The following is a 19,920-nucleotide window of genomic DNA, read 5'->3' on the forward strand; positions in this document are numbered from 1 at the left end:
ATACCATGCAGTACAGATCACTTTATTTTTTAGCGTTATTGCTTTTGGGAGTGATTTCGTGCAAACAAAAACCTGTTGCACCCCCACTCCTTGAGCAGTTATCCTCCGCTCAAACTAATATCCATTTTGTAAACCGCATCAGCGATAATGAACGGCCAGGTATCCTGGACTACCTGTATTACTATAACGGCGGGGGTGTCGCTGTTGGCGACATTAATAATGATGGCTTGCCCGATCTGTTTTTTACGGCCAATCAAAAAGGAGGCAATAAACTATATCTGAACAAAGGTAATTTCAAGTTTGAAGATATTACCCAAAAAGCCGGTATTTTAGGCTCTGCAGATTGGAGCACTGGTGTTACTATGGCCGATGTTAATAACGATGGCTACCTGGATATTTACGTGTGCGCGGTAGCCGGGAAGCTGGGTTTAAAAGGGCATAACCTGCTCTACATCAATAACCACAACGGTACGTTTACAGAGCGCTCTGCGGAGTATGGACTTGATTTTTCGGGCTTCTCCACACAGGCTGTATTTTTTGATTATAACCACGATGGCAAATTGGATTGCTACCTGCTCAACCAGTCGGACCACTCCGTAGCCGTTTATGGAGATACTGCCGCGCGCAAAACGGAGAATAAACTGGCGGGCAGCAAATTATATCTCAACACCGGCGAGCATTTTACGGATGTAACCAAAAAGGCGGGCATTTACAGCAGCGCGCTGGGTTATGGCCTGGGTGTAGCGGTTGGTGATCTGAACAATGATGGCTGGGAAGATATTTATGTGGGTAATGATTTTCACGAGAATGATTATTACTACATCAACAACCACAATGGAACTTTTACAGAATCGGGCGCCAAACATTTTAATCATTACAGCCGCTTCAGTATGGGTAATGATATGGCCGATTTTAATAATGATGGTCAGCTGGATATTATCACAGCCGATATGCTTCCATCCGAAGAAACCGTGCTGAAAAGTTATGGCGGCGATGAATCCTATGATCAGTATAAATTCAAGATCACCCGCAATGGTTTCCAGGATCAGTACTCACGCAACGCGCTGCAAAAAAACATGGGCAATGGCGAAGCTTTTAGCGACGTGGCTCTGATGGATGGTGTTTACGCTACCGACTGGAGTTGGAGCCCACTATTGGCCGATTTTGATAACGACGGGATCAAGGATTTATTTATCGCTAACGGCATCAAACGCCGCGCACTGGACATGGATTATGTTACCTATGTTTCGAATGACCAGGTACAGGGTATGCTGAACAGCGGCCGGGGTTTTGATAGTACGGTGCTGGATAAAATGCCATTAGGTGCCGTACACAGTTATTTATTTAAAGGGAATACCAACGAAAAGTTTACCGATAAAAGCATCGACTGGGGAATGGGAAACCCCGGTTTGGCCAATGGCGCGGTATATGCCGATCTGGATAACGATGGCAAGCTTGATCTGGTGACCAATAACGTAAACCATGAGGCTGGTATCTATAAAAATAACTCACCGCAAATAGCTTATCTCAGTCTCAAATTCATTGGCAGGTACGATAACGATTTCGGTATCGGTGTAAAAGCCTACGTTTTTTGTGGCGGACAAATGCAATATGAGCAGTTGATGCTTACCCGGGGCTTTGAGTCATCGGTAGAACCGAGACTGCACTTTGGTTTAGGTAAAAGCAAAACTGTGGATAGTGTGCTGATTGTTTGGCCCAATCAGGCAACCCAGTTATTCAAAAATGTAAAAGCTAATCAACAATTAACGATCGACCAACGTAACGTGACAGGCCAGTTTGATTATAAACAGTTTTTTCCATTACCAAAACCATTGTTGCAGGAAATTACGAATACCATTCACACCAACTGGAAACACCGGGAAGATGATTTTGTTGATTTTAACCAGCAGCCACTCATTCCACATATGCTTTCGGCCGAAGGACCGCGAATAGCGGTTGCCGATGTAAACCATGATGGCCTGGACGATTTTTATGTTTGCGGGGCCGGTAACCAGTCCGGCGCTTTATTTATCCAAACCACAACAGGTGATTTTAAACCCTCAGCGCAACCCGCTTTTGTAACGGATTCAGCAAGCGAGGATGTGGACGCTGTTTTCCTGGATGCCAATGACGATGGCTTCCCCGATCTGTATGTGGCCAGCGGCGGCAATGAACTGCGAACCGGCTCGCCGGAGTTGGCCGACAGGCTGTACATGAATGATGGTAAGGGGAGTTTTACACGCTCGGCCAATATTTCATCCGTCAAAGTAAATAAAGCAGCTGTAGCCGTAGCCGATGTGAACCATGACGGCTATCCCGATATTTTTGTGGGCGGCGCGCCAGATAGTTTTGGCTTTGGCAAGATCCCGGAATCGTACCTGTTAATGAACGATGGACATGGCGTATATCACCAGATAATTATTCCTGACGAATTAAAATATGCCGGAATGTTACGCTCTGCGGCTTTTGCCGATCTGGATAACGATGGCTGGTCCGACCTTGTGGTGGCCGGTGAATGGATGCCTGTAAAAATATACCTCAACAAAAAAGGTAAACTGGTACAACAGCATCAAACTGAAACAGATCAACTATCGGGCTGGTGGCAAAAAGTAGTACTGGCCGATGTGGATGGCGACGGGAAAATAGATATCCTCGCCGGTAATTATGGCTGCAATTCCAAACTGAAACCTACGCTTGATAATCCGCTGAAACTCTATCTGTCAGACCTGGACAAGAACGGTACTGTCGATCCTATTGTAGCTTACGGTATCGATCAAAAATACTATACTTTTTTGGGCAAGGGCGATATTGAAAAACAGGTACCGCTCATCAAAAAGAAGTTTTTATACTTCCACAATTTTGCCGGTAAAACGGTAGAACAGTTGTTTGGCGATTCGCTTAATGACAACAAGCCATTAAAAACCGCTTCTTTTCGATCAGGCGTTTTTTATAACAAGGGAGAAGGGCATTTTGAGTTTAAAGCTTTCCCTGCATCGGCACAAGTAGCGCCGCTTTTTGGCCTTACCGTATTTTCGGCAGGAAACAATAAAGGGGTACTGGCCGGTGGTAATTTTAGCGGTGTATTACCTTACGAAGGTAAATACGATGCCGACTATGGCGATGTGATGCTGCTGAATAATAAGCGGGATTTAATCAAGAACTCTACCGCATCATCCGGGCTATTGCTCCGGGGCGAGGTACGTGATATTAAAGCTATAAAAACGGCAAAGGGTGTAATTTATGCCTTTGCGATTAACAATAAACCACTCCGGTTTTTTAAATGGAATAATTGATATGAACAAAATATATATTTTATTGATCGGTCTTTTTTGTTTTAGTATATCGATATTAAAAGCCCAGGATGCCTGGAAAATAAAAGCCGATAAGATAGATCCCGCTAACTACTATGGCATAACAGTAGCTAACGGGATGATCGGTATTGTGTCGTCGCCCGAGCCGTTTAAGGTGAAAAATGTGGTGCTTGCCGGCGCTTATGATCTGTATGGCCGAGGTAGGGTGAGTAACTTCCTGAACAGTTTTAACCTGCTCAGCATGTACCTGGAAGTAGATGGCAAACGCATCGATGCCAAAAACATCAGTAACTTTAAACAGGAGCTGGATATGCAGCATGCCGCCTTCACCACCACCTTTGATTATGGCGATGCAGCCTCCGTTAAATACACCTATTACTCCTTAAGGCAGCTGCCTTTTACCGTGTTGATGGATATCGGCATCACGGCTAAAAAAGCCATCAAAGTTACTGCTGCCAGCGTGATGGAAGCTCCTGACGCTTTAAAAGAGGTGCAGAACTATTATAACGAGATAGACAGACCACACGTAACCATTAGTCTACTCACATCAACCGCTAAAAGCCCAACGGGTAAACTACAGCTTTGTGCTTCCAATACCTTTTTATTTAACGAGCAGCATGGTCAGGAACCAAGGGTGATCCACGAGATGTGGGATAACAATATGCACCTGATGAAATTTAGCAAATCCATTGCAGCGGGGCAAACGTATCAGTACGCTTTGGCTGGCTCGTCGATCACCTCTGCACATGACGCCGACCCGCTGAACCAGGCCGAGCGCCTCACCATGTTTGCCAAACTGGAAGGCCGGGAAAGACTGGTCAAATACCATGAACAAGCCTGGGATGACCTCTGGAAAAGCGATATCAAAATTGAAGGCGACGCGCAGGCCCAGCAGGATGTGCACAGTATGTTGTATCATCTGTATTCCTTTTCACGGGCAGGGACTGCCTACTCGCCATCGCCCATGGGCTTATCGGGTTTAGGCTATAATGGTCACGTTTTTTGGGATGCTGATCTGTGGATGTACCCCGCTTTGTTGGTGATGCACCCGGATATCGCGAAATCATTAGTCGAATATCGTTTTCAGCGATTAGCTGCCGCAAAGCAAAATGCCTTTTCGCATGGATATAAAGGCGCGATGTTCCCATGGGAAAGTGCTGACAGCGGCGTAGAGGAAACCCCGGTTTGGGCGCTGAGTGGTCCGTTTGAGCACCACATTACCGCCGATGTGGCCCTGGCTGCCTGGAACTACTATTGTGTTACCCAGGATAAGCAATGGTTGCAGGAAAAAGGCTGGCCAATATTATCAGCAACCGCCGATTTCTGGGCGAGCCGGGTAGAGCGTAACGGCGATGGCCATTATGATATTAAAGATGTAGTGGCTGCCGATGAATGGGCCGAAAATGTAGACAATAACGCTTATACCAATGCCGTCGCCAAAGCCAACCTGCAAGCTGCTACAGCCGCTGCCAAAATACTGGGTATCACAGCCGACCCTGATTGGCAACAGGTAGAACAAAATATCCCGATCCTGAAATTCCCGGATGGCGTTACCAAAGAGTTTGCCAGCTATAAAGGCGAAGGCATTAAACAGGCTGATGTAAACCTGCTGGCTTATCCGCTAAAAACCATAACCGATCCGGCGCAGATCAAAAAAGACCTGGAGTATTACGAAACCCGTGTGCCAAACGAGGGTACGCCCGCCATGACACAAGGCATATTTACTTTGCTGTATGCCCGTTTAGGTAACGGTGATAAAGCGTATCATTTTTTCAAAGATGCTTATGAGCCCAACCTGTTGCCGCCATTCCGGGTTATTGCCGAAACCAAAGGCGGTACCAATCCTTATTTCGCTACTGGAGCAGGAGGTATTATTCAAAGTTTATTGATGGGGTTTGGCGGACTGGATATTACCCCTGAAGGTATTGTGCAACTCAAAAGTAAACTACCCAAAAACTGGAAATCGTTAACCATAACTGGTGTAGGTGTTGATAAAAAAACGTATGTTGTAAAGTAAAAATGGGTGTCATCCTGAGCCCCGTCGAAGGGTGAGCGTAGAGGCCTGCACACCATGCTTCAACAGGCTCAGCATGACAGCCTTTTAAAAGATATTCTATGAAATTACTACTGATTTTTATAACTGCCATCGTATTATTTACCTCCTGCAAAAAATCAGATTATAAAACTGTTTTGCATGATCCGGCATTGTTTAGTCGAACGGTGCATGAACTGAACCGGGTGGTGATGGGAAATAACTTTACGCCGGTGGTAGCTTCGCGTAATTATGCCTATGCCACGGTGGCGGCCTATGAGGTGATCGCCGCAGGCAGTCCGCAGCAATATCGCTCGCTGGCTGGGCAGTTGAATGGCCTGCAAACCGTAGCCAAAGCACCCGCCAACCAAACTATTGATTATGAATACGCCGCCCTGCTGGCCTTTTGTAAAGTAGGCGAGGCTGTCACTTTCCCCGAGGGGAGTTTAAAATATTATACCGATAGCCTGCACAACATGGCGGTTCAGCATGGTATGCCACAAGAGATGGTTAGCAATTCTGAGGCTTTTGCAAAAGCGGTGGTGGGCTCTATCATGCCCTGGAGCAAGAAGGATAATTACCTGAAAACCCGCAGCGCACCCAAGTTTGCCATTAACAATGTGCCCGGCAGGTGGACACCTACGCCACCACTATATGGCGAAGCCGTTGAACCGCATTGGGGTGAGATCCGTACCATGGTGATGCACAACGCCAAAGAATACAGTGTACCGCAACCTCCTCCATTTGACGTAACGGATAAAAGCAGCAAATACTATCACGAAGTAATGTACATTAAAAACGCGGTCGACAGTTTAACTCATGACCAGGCGCATATGGCCGATTTTTGGGATGACAATCCCGGTAAGCTCAATGTAACCGGGCATGTGATGTTTGTGACCAAGAAATTTTCGCCGCCGGGGCATTGGCTCAGCATTGTGGGCATCGGCGCCAAACAGGTAAAAGCCGATTTCAATACAACCGTGTATGCCTATGCTAAAACCGCCATTGCCCTGTTTGATGCCTTTATTGAATCATGGACGGCCAAATACACCTACGCCACGGCACGCCCCGAAACGGTGATCAACAAATACATTGATCATGAATGGCGGCCACACCTGCAAACACCGCCCTTTCCGGAATATACCTGCGGGCATTGCACCATATCCGCTGCCGCTGCCGAGGCATTGACCAGCGCCCTGGGCGATAATGTAGCTTATACCGATACCTCCGAACTGGAGTTCGGCATCAAAAGCCGCTCGTACAAATCATTCCGCGATGCGGCTAATGAAAACGTTTGGGCCCGGTTTTATGGGGGCATCCATTTTCATAATTCCTGCATCGTATCTAACCAATATGGTAAAATAGTAGGTGATTCTGTGGCGATAAAACTGGTGATGAAAAAGGAGAGTCAGGAATCAAGACAAATAATTTTAATAACAAAAAGACTAATCAAATCAAGAACTTTATGATTAGACTTTTTGTTTGTTATCTTGACTCGCGCAGTCGCTCGGCTCCAGCCGAGTGACGATTATCCGCAGGCCTCTGGCCTGCGAGGCAGGTTTTATATATTTTAGCATCGGCCGGAGGCCGGGTAATAACGGTCACTCGGCTGGAGCCGAGCGACTGCATAAAGAGCACATCATCTATGAAATTCAACGTTATTATTCCCTTTGCCATTGCTGTTTCTTTAATAATAGGCGGCTGTCAGAGTAACCAAAAGAAAGTTGCGGTTAAGGTTGATACTACCGATAACTGGGCTATTTTACCCTTCACCAAGCTGGATAGTGTTAATCCGGTTTTAGGTCCGGGCAGGGGCAACTTTATCGACCCGATATTAAAAACTAAAGTTTTGTGGGAAGTCAAGGATGTGTTTAACCCGGCCATTGTGAATCGTGGCGGCAAGATCTGGATGCTTTACCGGGCGCAGGATAGCACTGGCAAGCCGGCGGGTACCTCGCGGATAGGTTTGGCCGTAAGTACCGATGCCACGCATTTTGTACGCAAGCCAACACCGGTATTGTATCCTGATAAAGACGATTATCAAAAACTGGAATGGCAAGGCGGCTGTGAAGATCCGCGGGTTGTAGAAGATGGTCGCGGGACTTACTACATGACCTATACCGCTTTTGACGGCACCACCGCCCGCCTGCTCATAGCCACTTCAACCGATCTCATCAACTGGAAAAAACATGGCAGCGTGTTTGCCAAAGCAGATAGTGGTAAATATGCCGATAAATGGAGCAAATCTGGTTCTATCGTATCTACCTATAAGAAAAGTGGTAAAGTGATCGCCACCAAAATTAATGGCAAGTACTGGATGTATTGGGGCGATACCCAGATCTGGGCAGCCACTTCAACCGACCTGATCAACTGGACGCCTGTAAAAATGCAGGCTGGCGAAAAGCCACCGGTAAAATTACGCTCACAAGCACTTAATATGCCCGAACTCAAGATAGCTCTGCCCACACGAGAAGGTAAATTTGACAGCGACCTGGTGGAATCTGGTCCACCGGCCATCCTGACCGATAGAGGTATTGTGCTGATCTACAACAGCCGCAATGTGCCATCCTTTGGCGATAAGACACTGGCCGAGGGTACTTATACCGCATCGCAGGCTTTGTTTGACAAGAACGATCCTACCAAATTGATCAAACGCCTGGATCGTTATTTTATGAAACCCGAAAAACCATACGAACGCTCAGGGCAGGTGAACCAGGTTTGTTTTGTGGAGGGTTTGGCTATATTTGACAATCATTGGTACCTGTATTATGGCACCGCCGATTCCAAAATAGCCGCGGCCGTGAGCCCCGTTAAATAGTATGAAAACATTAGCAGACCTCTTACTCCTGGGCGACCCCAGGTTATATGAAAAGTGCAAACCCGTTTTGAAAACCGAACTATCTTTAGTAACCAACTGGGTAGCCGATATGGATAATGTGATGCGGGAGATCCGTGCTAAATATAATTTCGGACGGGCGATAGCTGCTCCGCAATTAGGGATCATGAAAAGGCTGATCTATATGAATATTGATCAGCAAACCGTTTTCATTAACCCTGAGTTTACCTGGTTAAGCGACGAAAAATTTGAGCTCTGGGACGATTGCATGAGTTTTCCTAATCTACTGGTAAAAGTAGCGCGCCACAAAAAACTCACCATCAACTATCTTGATGAAAACTGGCAACCACAGGAATGGCACATGGAAGATGCCCTGGCCGAACTGCTGCAGCATGAGTATGATCATCTGGAAGGTATCTTGTGCATCAGCCGGGCCGTTGATCCCCGGGCATTCAAATGGCGGCTTTAATTAGCCTTTTTCAGCACATCCTGTATATCCCTAATGGCCCAATGATCGGTGTAGAGACCATCTTTTAAATAAATAATATCCATAGTAGGTATCACCACTTGTTTGCCGCTGCCTTTTATCCCCATAAATTCGCCAATATGTGTGCCGTGCAATAGTTTATGGGTAAATACTTTATTGCCCTCGGCTACCATGTTTTTGATCTCCATCCGAAGATCCGGGAATGCTTTTCTAACCACCTTATCTACAAAATCAAAAGTAGCCTGGAAACCATTGTCGGTGCCAGCAGGAGCGGTGTGGTTTATAAAATCCGGACTTACAATTTCCTGGTAAGCGTTAAAATCTCCTTGCTCTAAAACCTCGAGGTTAAAACGGGTTACTATCGCTTTGTTTAATTCTTGTTCTGTCATGTTTTATCTTTTAAGTAGCGGCAAAATTATCCCGCAAAGCTTAGGGGGTATGGTACAAAACGATGCATTAACGGTAAATTTCGAGGATGCTTCTGCGATACTCAATTGGAGTTAAATTTTCAAAACGCTTAAAGAAACGGTTAAAGTAAGCATCATCTTCAAAGCCCAGCTCAAAGGCAATTTCTTTTACAGAATGCCCGGTATGAAAAAGCAGGCGCTTGGCTTCAACAACAAGGCGCTCATGGATATGCTGAATAGGCGTTTTGCCGCTTTGGGCCTTCACAATGGCTGTTAAGTGACCTGTGGAAATATGCAGCAATTGGGCATAGGCGGCTACTTCATGCAGTTGCAGGTAATGTTCCGTTATTAAGGTGGTAAATTGACGGAGCAGTTGCCTGTCAGTATTTTGTTCTGTGGCGGTAAACTGTTGCTCATAAAGGCGACTAAGATAGATAAGCAGAGTATGCAGGTAAGCTTGCAAGGCAGCGTTTTTCCAGCTTTGATGCCGATGTTGTTCGTCCAGCATCAGGCTGATAATATGGCGTATGAAATCACGGTCGGCGGCTTGAAGTTTCAGCTCATGCACGTTTTGTGGATTTGCAATAATGGGCAGGTTCCTGAACAGGCGATTATTTTCCAGCTCAATAAATTCGCGGGTAAAACAAATGTTTACACCCATAAAAGGTTTGGCCTGCTCCTTGATATGAACCTGCTGCGGGGTAGAAAAGTAGAAACAATTGGGATCAAGCTGGTACAGGGTAGAATCGACCCAATGCCGTCCATCGCCTTCATCAACCAGTCCCAATTGGTAATAATCGCGCCGGTGTGGTGCCAGGAACATCGTTTTATGCTTGTTAAACTGGCCCTTGGCTTCAACCAGCTCAAACATGCCATTGCCCGTGGGAAACATTTCCTGAAAGGAGTATTGAGGTATGATATGATCTTTTGCAGATAAAGCCATAGTGCAAATTAAAGAATACTTAGGAAACATAAAAAGGGCTGTCACCCTGAGCTCGTCGATGGGTGCGCGCAAAGGCCTGCCCACCATGCTTCGACGGCGCTCAGCATGACATCCGGTTCTTTTATCACCCAATAATTTTCACCCTACAGTAAGGGTAAAAGCACTTGCACGTGTTGTATATAAAAAGGTTTAATTTTTTAATTTGTGTGTGAGCAGGTAGCCGGGCCCCTAAAAAGGTTGGGCTCTTGCTTTTTTATGTACAGTTAAAGCCAGCCCGAAGTGTAAGCTATTTAGCAATCGTAACATTGCATTAAATAATAATACACATATGAATAGCCAGGAAATTATCTGTTTAAATTTTAATGAAATAAGACGCCGGAGTATCAAAGTATGGCTCGGCATACCCCAGGATAAATATGATTGGAAACCCGATGCCGGTGCAATGACCTGTATAGAAATTATCCGTCATATCATCGAAAGCCAGTATATTTATCAGCAGATCGTTATTAACCGGGGAGACCTGGGAGAATTGATCACGCCATGGCAGGATAAACCATATATGAGCATTGAGGACGAAATAGCATTTGCATCACCGCATCATGCGGCTTTTATGGAAGTGATTAGCCATTTTTCAGAAACGCAGCTGGAGGAAATTGAGATCGTAAGACCCAAAGCAAACCTGAAACGGAAATTAGGCGATTATTTACAAAGGATAGCCTATCACGAAGCTATCCACACCGGCCAACTGCTATCGTACTTAAGAACAATGAATGTTGACCGTCCCCAAATTTGGGATTAACCGATAAGATATGACCAACCTGAGTAGTTTTAAACAAGCGGCGGCTTTGTTTGGCGAACCGGCTCGCGCCGCCATGATCTGGGAGCTGTTTGATGGCAAACCTGTATCTGCCGGTGATTTAGCCATCGCTGCAAATATCACACCGCAGTCGGCGAGTAGCCATCTCAAAAAGCTGGTAGAATCTGGGATATTGAAGATGCAGAAACAAGGCAAACATAAATACTTTGTATATGCCAACCCTGAGATAGCGGTAGCAGTTGAAACACTTTCCAATATTTTTTCGGCCCCTAAAGAACTTAACTCTGCTCAGCGGGATGTGCGGGCGGCGCGTAGTTGTTATGACCACCTGGCGGGACTGGCCGGGGTGCTGGTAACCGAAGCGTTGTTGAAGAAGGGATTTATTACCGATCATCCCGATCATCTCAAGGAGTTTAGCGTTACCCCACAGGGCCTCAGCTGGTTTAAAGAATTGGAAATAGAAGTTCCACAGTTAATTGTTGCCAAAAGACCGCTTGCCTTAAAATGTATTGACTGGACCGAGAAAACCCCGCACCTGGCGGGAGGACTTGGCGCGGCCATGCTGCAATATTTCCTGAAGGAAGGCTGGTTCAGAAAAATTTATCAGAAAAGAAACCTGCTGATCACCTCCAAAGGCGAGTTTGAACTTAAGCAACGATTGAACATAGATTTAAAGGGGTAGTAGTTCCAGTTTTTTGATATGCTCCGCGGCATTGTTATTTTTAGGGTTTAGCTCCAGTGAGTGTTTATAATTTTTAATGGCAAGTTCTCTTTCGTCTAAAGCCTCGTACGCTTCGGCCAGGCTGTCGTAAGTATTGGCGCTGTTTGGATATAAGTTAACATTTAGTTTAAACACTTCTGCTGCTTCCTTTTTTTTGTTATCGGACATCAGCATATATCCCAGGCTATTTAAATCATCCTCGGGCAGCTTATAGGCAGGATTGTTCTTCTTTTCTTTTTCTACTATTTCAACAGCGCGACTGTAGCCACGTTTGGCCAGTTTGGCGCGCAAAGCTTTAATTTCTTTGGGCGATTTAAATCCATAATCGAGCCATTGGGCCTGCCACCAGGTTTGTTTGCCAAAAAAAGTATTCAATATATCGGCGGTGATATTTAAGCCGTAAGGGTTATGAGTAAAATATACGAGGATCTCCTGTCGATCAGGAAAGGCAATAAAGAAACCTTTAAAATCGCCGTTGTCGCCCCAATGCCAGATTGATTTTCCCAGTTCATTTTGTTGTAAACCCACACCAAGCCCCCAGTCAATATGCTGGTTAGCTTCTATGATGGGATGGTCAAAGCGCGTTCCCGAGCTTGATTTTTCAAACATCAGCTGGCGGGTAGCCGGTTTTAATCCCTGTCCGGCTAGTAAGGCCTGTAAAAAAAGTGTATAATCATGGGCGGTGGTGAGCAGGCTATAAGCTGCATTTGCATTTTTATGCCGGTTGATGGCCCCGGGGCTATTGCCAAATGCAGATACCGTATCAAATTTACTTTCCCAAACGTAACTGCTGCTGGTCATTTTAAAAGGGGTGAATACCTCTTCCTGTGCCAGGTCGTTCAGTGATTTACGCGTTAGTTTTTCAACGGCTTTTTGTAAAAACACATAGCCTTCGCCGGAGTAGGAGAAACAACTATCGGGTGTAAATAATAGCCGGGCGCCTTTGTCGTCGCCCCAGTTGGGTAAACCTGTGGTATGCCTTAGTACCATCCTGGCGGTTATTTTGGCGTAGCGGGCATCTTTGGGATCAAACCGCTCATAGCTGCCCGTATAGTGTAGTAGGGGCGTATCCAGGCTAATGATTCCACTGTCATACAAACGCATCACCGTGTAGGCGAACACACATTTACTTAATGAGGCAGCTTCAAAAATGGTATTTGAGCTTACTTTTTTATCGGAGCCTTTATTTACTGTGCCGATGTTGTAGGCCTGGGTTTTATTGCCCTTAACATAAACCAATTGTAAACCCTGTATGCCGTATTCATCGGCAAAGGATTTTATCTTTTTCTCCTGTGAAAATGCATGGGTGAAAGCCAGGAGTAAAATAACAGCACAGCTTATCTTTTTCATGTAATGAGGGTTAGTAAGGGAACTGATTAAAAGACGCCGCAATTCCAAATTCGTTACAGACGATCTGGTGCGGATCAAATAAATTTTATATCCAGGTAGGGGTAAAAGCTCCGGATTGTGTTTTAGTGGAAATAAGCATCAATAAAACTATGAATGATATAAGCCATTGCCCGCCAGATAGTTTTGACAGGTTAAAGTACGAAACACACAATCCTGCGAAAATAAAGGATAACCATATAGACAGGGTCTTAAAGGCGCTTCATTTTAAACTGGTTGATGATTTGCCCATGATCATCTGGTATGTAACCAGCAGCCTATAGTTTACCAGTATGAACACGATGGATAGGTTGCTAACAAAATATATGCTGGGCGAAGCCAGGCTGGCCGAGATAGAGATGATTGACAAATGGGTAGCTGCCAGTAAGCATAACCTCAGGTATTTTACACAGTTTAAACTGGTATGGGAGATATGCGAACTGGTAAAACCCGAAAGCCATATCGATATAGAAGAAGCCTGGGAAAAGTTTAAAAAGATGGCCAAAAGAGGCAAAGGCCCTGCGGCTATCATCAATATGATATGTCAGATAGTGAAGGCTCCTACTTTAATTACCTAAACCAATGGGTTACAGCCGGCGGTCTGCTTCATTAATAAGCACATCGTTGATACTGGCGTATCTTTTTTGCATCAGGCCATGCTCATTAAATTCCCAGTTCTCGTTACCGTAAGCGCGGTACCATTGTCCGGCGGCATCATGATACTCATATTCAAAACGTACCGCTATCCGGTTATCGGTAAAAGCCCAAAGTTCCTTTTTTAGCTTATAGTCGAGCTCTTTTTGCCATTTACCACTCAAAAATTGTACAATCTCCGCGCGGCCATTGATAAACTGCGAGCGGTTGCGCCATTCGCTGTCGATGGTATAAGCTAAGGATACCCGTTCAGGATCTTTGCTGTTCCAGGCATCTTCTGCCAGTTGCACTTTTTGGGTAGCCGTTTCAAAGGTGAACGGTGGTAGTGGTGTTTTTTGTTCCATGATGTAGCAAATATAAGCAGGGATGTATCAATCCTAATGGTATCATTTACTGATTGTGTGGTACATGCCGTTGAAAAACATTCAAGGCTGTCATGCTGAGCTCCGTCGAAGCATGGTGGGTGGACCCCTGCGCTCTACCCTTCGACGGTGCTCAGGGTGACACTCCTGCATGGAACATTATATCAAACCCTCGATGGCGCTACACCAAACGTTTTCTTAAAGGCGTAGGAGAAGTGTGAAAGATCCTCAAACCCTAGCTCCAGGTAAACATCAGAAGGAGCCTTGCCCTGCTCTTTGATCTGGTAATGTGCCTCCTGCAATCTTTTTTGCTGCAACCATCTGCTGGGCGTGATGTGAAAGATCTTTTCAAAATCGCGCTTAAAAGTGGCCAGGCTGCGGCCGGTTAAATAAGCGAATCTTTTGAGCTGTACATTGAAGTGAAAGTTTTTATTCATAAAGCCTTCCAGGTCGATTTTGCCGGGCTCGCTAAAATCAAACAGTACGTCCTTGAGCTCGGGATTGCCCTGTAATAGTATCAGGATAGCCTCGCGTAATTTGAGCGACAGCAGGTTTTTATCCGCCGGTTGTTGTAAATGCTCATAAGGCTGCAATGAGTCCATAAAGCTTTTATAAAGTGGGTTGGGTTTTAGTATAATGATACTATCGCCTTCATATTGCTTTTGTGCTGTGTAGCCATATTCCATACTGAAATTGCGGAGCGTTTGCTGGTCCAGGAATACCGAAACCGATTTAAACTCGCCGCCGGGTGGTGGCTGCTTCAGGAATTTAACCAACTGGTTTCTGCGGCTCAAACGGAAATCGCCTGGGTCGGACTGGTATACTTTATCCGTACCGGTAAGTGTAAGGTCACCCGAGATCTGGAAACTGAAAGCATGCTCCGGAATAAACTGTTCGCCGCCACGGCTCCTGGTATAATAGCAGGAGTAATGGATCTCTGATTGCGCACTAAGCTCGTTCTCTTTTAGCATATATCAAATTTAAAAAATTAAACAGCATTGTTGTTTCAAGCCGATACAACAATGCTGTGGGGTATTATATCCTGTACAGAATTATTTCGATTTCATCAGCAGTTTACCTGCTTCTGATTCCAGGAAATTCTCGGCCTCGTCGTGATCTGTGGAAAGACTCATCGGTAGCCATTTTTCCATTTCGGCGGTGCGTAAGCTGTCGGCATTTTTTAGCAGCGCAATGGCTTCGCTGCCCAGTACCAGGTGTGTTGGCGGTTCGGGATGATCAACCAGATCTACCATTACTTTAGCCGCTTTATCCGGATCACCTACGGGTACAAATTTGCCGCTTTGAAAAAATCCAACGCGTGCGTCTACGGTTGATTCATAACCTTCAACCGATGGGGCGTAAGTCATGGAATCGCCGGCCCAATCGGTACGGAAGCCGCCTGGTTCCACGCAGGTTACGTGTATGCCCAGATCGGCCACCTCTTTGGATAACGCTTCGCTGAAACCGCCCAAACCAAACTTGGCCGCCTGGTACATGGTCAGTCCGGCATTACCTACACGCCCACCAACCGAGCTGATCTGCAAAATATGGCCCGAACGCTGTTTGCGCATGTAAGGCAATACCACACGGGTGATCTCGATAGGGGCATACAGGTTGGTTTCCAGCTGGCTATGTACCTGTTCATCCGTAAAAGCTTCGGCGGCGCCAATGATGCCAAAACCGGCATTGTTCACCAGTACATCAATACGGCCAAAATGCGCGATGGTACTTTCAACCGCCGCTACGATCTGCGCCTTGTTGGTCACGTCCAGTTGTACGGGAAATAGCTGGCCGGGATATTTATCGGCCAGGTCTTTTAATTGTTCGGGTTTGCGTGCTGTGGCGGCAACTTTATCGCCTTTGGCAAGCACGGCTTCTGTTAGACTGCGTCCCAATCCGCGGGAGCTACCTGTTATAAACCAAATCTTTGTCATTATCTTCTGTTTTAATTTTGTATAACAAAGGTCGGTAGTATTTCAGGATGCAGCTTTGTTGAAACGCTCAAGTTGCTTTGTTGAAACGTTCATGGCCTCACCCCAGCCCTCTCCAAAGGAGAGGGAGTTAAAAAACGCGTCATTGCGAGGTACGAAGCAATCACTATGCTATACAGAGCGAACTTGCATAGTTGACCTGCCTATGTAGAGATTGCTTCGTACCTCGCAATGACGTGGTTTAAAATATCTTCTTGCCCCAGGTTAATCCTTTTTTAATATTTTATTAAGTTCATTTGGTTAATTTGCTCATCAGTTATACACCTATCGGGGAGAATAAACCAATTACCCGAAAATAAATTATTGATGAAGAATAAAAATTTAGCCTCTACCTGCATTGCTTTATTATTTTTGACGCTGGCCTCAACCGCTTTCGCTAAATCCGTTCATCAAGATACCCTGTTGAGCCAATACAATGTAACCTGGGATACGCCGGGACCTACATCGGCACAATCCATGCCCCTGGGTAATGGCGATATCGGCCTTAATGTATGGGTTGAAAAAAGTGGCGACCTGGTATTCTACATCAGCAAAACCGATGCCTGGGGTGGAGAGCTCGACGCGCAGAAAGACCCGTGGATGAAACAGGGCGGTGTACTCATGAAATTAGGCGCTATCCACGTTTCGGTAAGCCCCAATCCGCTGGCCAAAAGCACCGCCTTTAAACAAATACTGAAACTTAAAAACGGCGAGATCCTTGTTCAGGAAGGCACCGGTAAATCGGCGGTAAAGCTGCGGGTTTGGGTGGATGCCAATCATCCCGTGATCAGGGTGGAAGCGTTGAGCGGTAGCCCGGTAAGCGTCAATGTAAAGCTGGATAACTGGCGCGCGGGCCAAACCGATACCGTATTGAATAACCAGCAAAATCAGGTAGCCTGGTATCACCATAATTCATCAACCACTGATCCGCACCTGGCTAATTTAACCTTTGGTGCTATAGTAAAAGGTAAAGGACTGTTGAGTAAAGACGCCTCTACGCTGCAATCAGGTAAAATAACTTCACAGCTGATTTCTATTTATCCTTTAACAGCCGTTGCCGGTAGCGGTGAGCAATGGCTGTCGAAACTAAAACAACAGGTGGCTGAGATCGAAAAACTTAGCCTGGAGCAAACCCGCGCCGCGCATCAGCAATGGTGGGGGCAGTTTTGGAACCGCAGCTGGGTGTTTTTACAGGGTGATGAACAAGCCAAACAGGTTACACAAGGCTATGTATTGCAGCGGTTTGTTACCGCCTGTGCAGGCCGTGGTACTGGTCCTATCAAGTTCAATGGGTCGATATTTGTGGTGGATAACCCCAGTTGGAAACACGACGGCAAACCCGATCCGCAGAACGCCGATTTCAGGGCCTGGGGCGGGCAATACTGGTTTCAGAATACCCGTGCCATGTATTGGCCAAGGCTCATGGCAGGCGACTTTGATATGATGCTGTCTCTGTTTAATATGTATGCCAAAATATTGCCGGCCAACACGGCGCAGGTGAAACAATTTTACAATCACGGCGGTGCATACTTTGCCGAAACCTCGCCTTTTTGGGGCGGATTGCAATATATGGGTCCTGATGTAAAGGCCAATTATACCGGCCATTATTTTACGCCGATACTGGAACTGAGCATGATGATGCTCGACTATTACGAGTACACCGGCGACACCAAATTTGCCAAGCAAACCCTGTTGCCCATAGCCACCGCCGGACTGCAATTTTTCGATCAGCATTTTGGCCGCGACAGCACAGGCAAGCTGCTGCTTGATCCGGATAATTCCATTGAGATGTTCTGGAAGGTGCATAACCCCACGCCCGATATCGCAGCTTTGCATGCGGTGATCAGCCGGCTGTTGCAATTACCTGCTACCATCGTTGATGATAAAACTAAGGCGCAATGGCAAAAGTTGTACAGCATATTGCCGCCGCTGCCGGTAAGCGACGATAAAAAATTACTGCTGCCTTATACCGGTCCGCAAACGGCCAAATCATTCAACAGCGAAAACCCTGAACTGTATGCTATATACCCATTCAGACTGTATGGCATCGGCAAACCCGACCTGGCTTTAGCCCGCAATACTTTTGATGCCCGTAAACAACGCTCTAAAGGCTGCTGGGTGCAGGACCCGATACAGGCCGCCATGCTGGGCGAAGCCGATGTGGCTAAAGATTATGTGAGCTTCGCGTTTACCCGCAAGGCGCCCGATTTGAAATTTCCGGCTTTTTGGGCCTCAGGTAACGACTATCACCCCGACGAAGATAACGGTGGCAACGGCGAAAACGGCCTGCAGCAAATGCTGCTGCAAACCGATGGCAAAAAGATTATCCTGCTGCCTGCCTGGCCTGCCGGATGGAATGCAGGCTTTAAGCTGAACGCGCCTTACAATACTACCGTTGAAGGTAAAGTGGTGGACGGTAAATTACAAAACCTGAAAGTTACACCGGCCAGCCGTGCAGCCGATGTGATAGATATGAGCAAGAAATAAGATCACCATGAAAAACATCCTCATCGTACTCATTGCCTTATGCCTGGTAGTACCAGTAGGGGCGGTCACCCGTATCACCTGCATAGGGGCTAGCATCACCTATGGCGCAACACTGCCCGATCCGGCAACACAGTCGTTCCCGGCACAGCTGGGGGCCTTGTTGGGTAAGGGTTACCAGGTGAGCAATTTTGGCGTGAGCGGCGCTACGCTGCTGAGCAAAGGTAATTTCCCTTATGTGAGCACACCGGCCTATCAGCAGGCACTCAAAAGCAACCCGGATATTGTGTTCATCGATTTGGGTGGTAACGATGCCAAAGCCATTAATCGCCCGCATTATAATGAGTTTGAGGCTGATTATCATACGCTTATCAACTCTTTCAAACAGTTGCCCTCGCACCCGCGCATCATTTTGCTGCTGGCCATGCCGTCCTTTGAAAAGGATAGCACAGGTATTTATGATCCGGTTATTGTGAACCGGGTTAACCCGCACATCAGGCAGGTGGCTTATGACGAAAAGCTGGAAGTGCTGGATATGCATTCGCCATTGATCAATCATGAGGATTTGATGCCCGATAAGATCCACCCCAATATAGAGGGTTCAGCCATTGCCGCCAAAAAATTGTATGCTGCCGTGCTGCTGCCACCTGATGCCGGTTTTGATATTTTTAAAGCGATCAAAGAACCTTATAAAACCGACTCATTTTACGGCTATCCCTGCGCCACATTTACCCTCGATGGCCGCGAGTGCAAAGTGGTAAAACCCAAACGGGCAGCCAAAGGCCATCCCTGGATCTGGAGAGCACGTTTCTGGGGCCACGAACCACAAACAGACATTGCCCTGCTGGAGCATGGTTTTCATGTAGTTTACAGCGATGTTGCCGAACTACTGGGTAACGACGAAGCCATCACCCGCTGGAACAATTTTTATAAGATACTGAACGACGGTGGTCTGGGCCAGAAAGCTGTACTGGAAGGCATGAGCCGCGGCGGAATTTACATGTATAACTGGGCTGCCGTTAACCCAACCAAAGTAGCCTGTATGTATGCCGATAACGCCCTGTTAGATCTGCAATTCTGGTCCGACTCAGCCCTACTCAAAAAAGATTTTAACCTGGCACGAGTAAAAGACCTGGGCGCGTTAAAGGCAAGTCCGCTGGATAAGGTTGCGCAGATAGTGGTGGGTGGTTATCCTATGCTGCACCTTTCGGCCGATGAGGACGAAGCGCTCGACCCATCAAAAAATACGCTCCTGTTTGAGCAAAAGGTAAAAGCGTTGGGCGGCTCCATCACCGTGATCCATAAGCCCGGCTTTAAACACCACCCGCACAGCCTGCCCAATCCGCAGCCCATTGTTGATTTTATTTTGAAGGCCACGGGGTATGAAATAAAGTAGAAACCTCACCCTAACCCTCTCCAAAGGAGAGGGGACGAAAACAGACTTTATAAAGTCCTCTCCTTTGGAGAGGATTTAGGAGAGGTACCTTGCAATGACGTGTTTGTGTACCCT

The 19,920-nt window shown here is 46.5% G+C and carries 17 protein-coding genes; 11 read left to right on the forward strand and 6 right to left on the reverse strand.

The window, feature by feature from the left end; translation table 11 throughout:
• Positions 1-5 precede the first annotated feature (5 nt).
• The 5 genes from BLR84_RS24185 (at position 6) to BLR84_RS24205 (ending at position 8,648) form a co-directional block, all read left to right on the forward strand.
• Positions 6-3,293 carry a VCBS repeat-containing protein gene (locus tag BLR84_RS24185; protein ID WP_090472833.1) on the forward strand — a complete coding sequence of 1,096 codons (3,288 nt, stop codon included), beginning with the start codon at positions 6-8 and terminating at the stop codon, positions 3,291-3,293.
• Between the two features lies 1 nt (position 3,294).
• Positions 3,295-5,328 carry a glycosyl hydrolase family 95 catalytic domain-containing protein gene (locus tag BLR84_RS24190; RefSeq protein ID WP_176852145.1) on the forward strand — a complete coding sequence of 678 codons (2,034 nt, stop codon included), beginning with the start codon at positions 3,295-3,297 and terminating at the stop codon, positions 5,326-5,328.
• A 98-nt stretch (positions 5,329-5,426) separates the two neighbouring features.
• Positions 5,427-6,812 (forward strand): vanadium-dependent haloperoxidase, encoded by a 1,386-nt coding sequence (locus tag BLR84_RS24195; protein ID WP_143013987.1) that lies wholly within the window; start codon positions 5,427-5,429, stop codon positions 6,810-6,812.
• 176 nt (positions 6,813-6,988) lie between these two features.
• Positions 6,989-8,161 carry a glycoside hydrolase family 130 protein gene (locus BLR84_RS24200; protein WP_090472834.1) on the forward strand — a complete coding sequence of 391 codons (1,173 nt, stop codon included), beginning with the start codon at positions 6,989-6,991 and terminating at the stop codon, positions 8,159-8,161.
• Position 8,162: 1 nt separating this feature from the next.
• Positions 8,163-8,648: a peptide deformylase gene (locus BLR84_RS24205; protein WP_090472835.1), complete on the forward strand. Its 486-nt coding sequence runs from the start codon at positions 8,163-8,165 to the stop codon at positions 8,646-8,648.
• Here BLR84_RS24205 and BLR84_RS24210 read toward each other — a convergent pair.
• Both BLR84_RS24210 and BLR84_RS24215 read right to left on the reverse strand, forming a co-directional pair.
• Entirely contained in the window at positions 8,645-9,055 is a 411-nt protein-coding gene (locus tag BLR84_RS24210) for an ester cyclase (protein ID WP_090472836.1), read from the reverse strand. The two genes, BLR84_RS24205 and BLR84_RS24210, sit on opposite strands and share 4 nt — an antisense overlap.
• A gap of 67 nt (positions 9,056-9,122) precedes the next feature.
• On the reverse strand, positions 9,123-10,016 hold the full coding sequence (locus BLR84_RS24215) for a helix-turn-helix domain-containing protein (RefSeq protein ID WP_090472837.1): 894 nt from the start codon (positions 10,014-10,016) through the stop codon (positions 9,123-9,125).
• A gap of 328 nt (positions 10,017-10,344) precedes the next feature.
• Between BLR84_RS24215 and BLR84_RS24220 the strand changes: the two genes are divergently transcribed.
• Positions 10,345-10,815 carry a DinB family protein gene (locus tag BLR84_RS24220; RefSeq protein WP_090472838.1) on the forward strand — a complete coding sequence of 157 codons (471 nt, stop codon included), beginning with the start codon at positions 10,345-10,347 and terminating at the stop codon, positions 10,813-10,815.
• A 10-nt stretch (positions 10,816-10,825) separates the two neighbouring features.
• Positions 10,826-11,515, forward strand: a complete 690-nt coding sequence (locus BLR84_RS24225) for an ArsR/SmtB family transcription factor (protein ID WP_090472839.1) — start codon at positions 10,826-10,828, stop codon at positions 11,513-11,515.
• Here the strand turns inward: BLR84_RS24225 and BLR84_RS24230 are convergent.
• Positions 11,504-12,904: a serine hydrolase gene (locus tag BLR84_RS24230; RefSeq protein WP_090472840.1), complete on the reverse strand. Its 1,401-nt coding sequence runs from the start codon at positions 12,902-12,904 to the stop codon at positions 11,504-11,506. The genes BLR84_RS24225 and BLR84_RS24230 overlap by 12 nt on opposite strands.
• Before the next feature lie 149 nt (positions 12,905-13,053).
• Here BLR84_RS24230 and BLR84_RS30145 point away from each other — a divergent pair, with 149 nt between their 5' ends.
• Together BLR84_RS30145 and BLR84_RS24235 are read left to right on the forward strand one after the other, a co-directional pair.
• Positions 13,054-13,224 carry a hypothetical protein gene (locus tag BLR84_RS30145; protein WP_176852146.1) on the forward strand — a complete coding sequence of 57 codons (171 nt, stop codon included), beginning with the start codon at positions 13,054-13,056 and terminating at the stop codon, positions 13,222-13,224.
• Positions 13,225-13,233: 9 nt separating this feature from the next.
• Complete coding sequence (locus BLR84_RS24235) at positions 13,234-13,518, forward strand: hypothetical protein (protein ID WP_143013988.1); 285 nt, start codon at positions 13,234-13,236, stop codon at positions 13,516-13,518.
• Positions 13,519-13,527: 9 nt separating this feature from the next.
• On the opposite strand, the gene BLR84_RS24240 is transcribed toward BLR84_RS24235, so the two are convergent.
• The 3 genes from BLR84_RS24240 to BLR84_RS24250 all read right to left on the reverse strand — a co-directional run bounded on the left by BLR84_RS24240 (position 13,528) and on the right by BLR84_RS24250 (position 15,890).
• Complete coding sequence (locus tag BLR84_RS24240; RefSeq protein ID WP_090472842.1) at positions 13,528-13,938, reverse strand: nuclear transport factor 2 family protein; 411 nt, start codon at positions 13,936-13,938, stop codon at positions 13,528-13,530.
• A gap of 182 nt (positions 13,939-14,120) precedes the next feature.
• Positions 14,121-14,927, reverse strand: coding sequence for a helix-turn-helix domain-containing protein (locus BLR84_RS24245; RefSeq protein ID WP_090472843.1), 807 nt, complete (start codon positions 14,925-14,927; stop codon positions 14,121-14,123).
• A gap of 81 nt (positions 14,928-15,008) precedes the next feature.
• Entirely contained in the window at positions 15,009-15,890 is an 882-nt protein-coding gene (locus BLR84_RS24250) for an oxidoreductase (protein ID WP_090472844.1), read from the reverse strand.
• Between the two features lie 363 nt (positions 15,891-16,253).
• Here BLR84_RS24250 and BLR84_RS24255 point away from each other — a divergent pair, with 363 nt between their 5' ends.
• Together BLR84_RS24255 and BLR84_RS24260 are read left to right on the forward strand one after the other, a co-directional pair.
• Positions 16,254-18,413 (forward strand): DUF5703 domain-containing protein, encoded by a 2,160-nt coding sequence (locus BLR84_RS24255; RefSeq protein ID WP_090472845.1) that lies wholly within the window; start codon positions 16,254-16,256, stop codon positions 18,411-18,413.
• Between the two features lie 7 nt (positions 18,414-18,420).
• On the forward strand, positions 18,421-19,806 hold the full coding sequence (locus tag BLR84_RS24260) for a GDSL-type esterase/lipase family protein (protein WP_090472846.1): 1,386 nt from the start codon (positions 18,421-18,423) through the stop codon (positions 19,804-19,806).
• The last annotated feature ends 114 nt before the right edge of the window (positions 19,807-19,920 follow it).

This window comes from Mucilaginibacter sp. OK268 (assembly GCF_900103125.1).
Classification (GTDB): Bacteria; Bacteroidota; Bacteroidia; order Sphingobacteriales; family Sphingobacteriaceae; genus Mucilaginibacter.

What these genes read in the sequence shown, in the direction of transcription:
- BLR84_RS24225 (WP_090472839.1), top strand. Translation starts at nt 10,826, where the DNA reads ATGACCAACCTGAGTAGTTTTAAACAAGCGGCGGCTTTGTTTGGCGAA.
- BLR84_RS24190 (WP_176852145.1), top strand. Translation starts at nt 3,295, where the DNA reads ATGAACAAAATATATATTTTATTGATCGGTCTTTTTTGTTTTAGTATA.
- BLR84_RS24185 (WP_090472833.1), top strand. Translation starts at nt 6, where the DNA reads ATGCAGTACAGATCACTTTATTTTTTAGCGTTATTGCTTTTGGGAGTG.
- BLR84_RS24245 (WP_090472843.1), bottom strand. Translation starts at nt 14,927, where the DNA reads ATGCTAAAAGAGAACGAGCTTAGTGCGCAATCAGAGATCCATTACTCC.
- BLR84_RS24240 (WP_090472842.1), bottom strand. Translation starts at nt 13,938, where the DNA reads ATGGAACAAAAAACACCACTACCACCGTTCACCTTTGAAACGGCTACC.
- BLR84_RS24205 (WP_090472835.1), top strand. Translation starts at nt 8,163, where the DNA reads ATGAAAACATTAGCAGACCTCTTACTCCTGGGCGACCCCAGGTTATAT.
- BLR84_RS24235 (WP_143013988.1), top strand. Translation starts at nt 13,234, where the DNA reads ATGAACACGATGGATAGGTTGCTAACAAAATATATGCTGGGCGAAGCC.
- BLR84_RS24255 (WP_090472845.1), top strand. Translation starts at nt 16,254, where the DNA reads ATGAAGAATAAAAATTTAGCCTCTACCTGCATTGCTTTATTATTTTTG.
- BLR84_RS24200 (WP_090472834.1), top strand. Translation starts at nt 6,989, where the DNA reads ATGAAATTCAACGTTATTATTCCCTTTGCCATTGCTGTTTCTTTAATA.
- BLR84_RS24215 (WP_090472837.1), bottom strand. Translation starts at nt 10,016, where the DNA reads ATGGCTTTATCTGCAAAAGATCATATCATACCTCAATACTCCTTTCAG.
- BLR84_RS24210 (WP_090472836.1), bottom strand. Translation starts at nt 9,055, where the DNA reads ATGACAGAACAAGAATTAAACAAAGCGATAGTAACCCGTTTTAACCTC.
- BLR84_RS24230 (WP_090472840.1), bottom strand. Translation starts at nt 12,904, where the DNA reads ATGAAAAAGATAAGCTGTGCTGTTATTTTACTCCTGGCTTTCACCCAT.
- BLR84_RS24220 (WP_090472838.1), top strand. Translation starts at nt 10,345, where the DNA reads ATGAATAGCCAGGAAATTATCTGTTTAAATTTTAATGAAATAAGACGC.
- BLR84_RS24250 (WP_090472844.1), bottom strand. Translation starts at nt 15,890, where the DNA reads ATGACAAAGATTTGGTTTATAACAGGTAGCTCCCGCGGATTGGGACGC.
- BLR84_RS24260 (WP_090472846.1), top strand. Translation starts at nt 18,421, where the DNA reads ATGAAAAACATCCTCATCGTACTCATTGCCTTATGCCTGGTAGTACCA.
- BLR84_RS24195 (WP_143013987.1), top strand. Translation starts at nt 5,427, where the DNA reads ATGAAATTACTACTGATTTTTATAACTGCCATCGTATTATTTACCTCC.
- BLR84_RS30145 (WP_176852146.1), top strand. Translation starts at nt 13,054, where the DNA reads ATGAATGATATAAGCCATTGCCCGCCAGATAGTTTTGACAGGTTAAAG.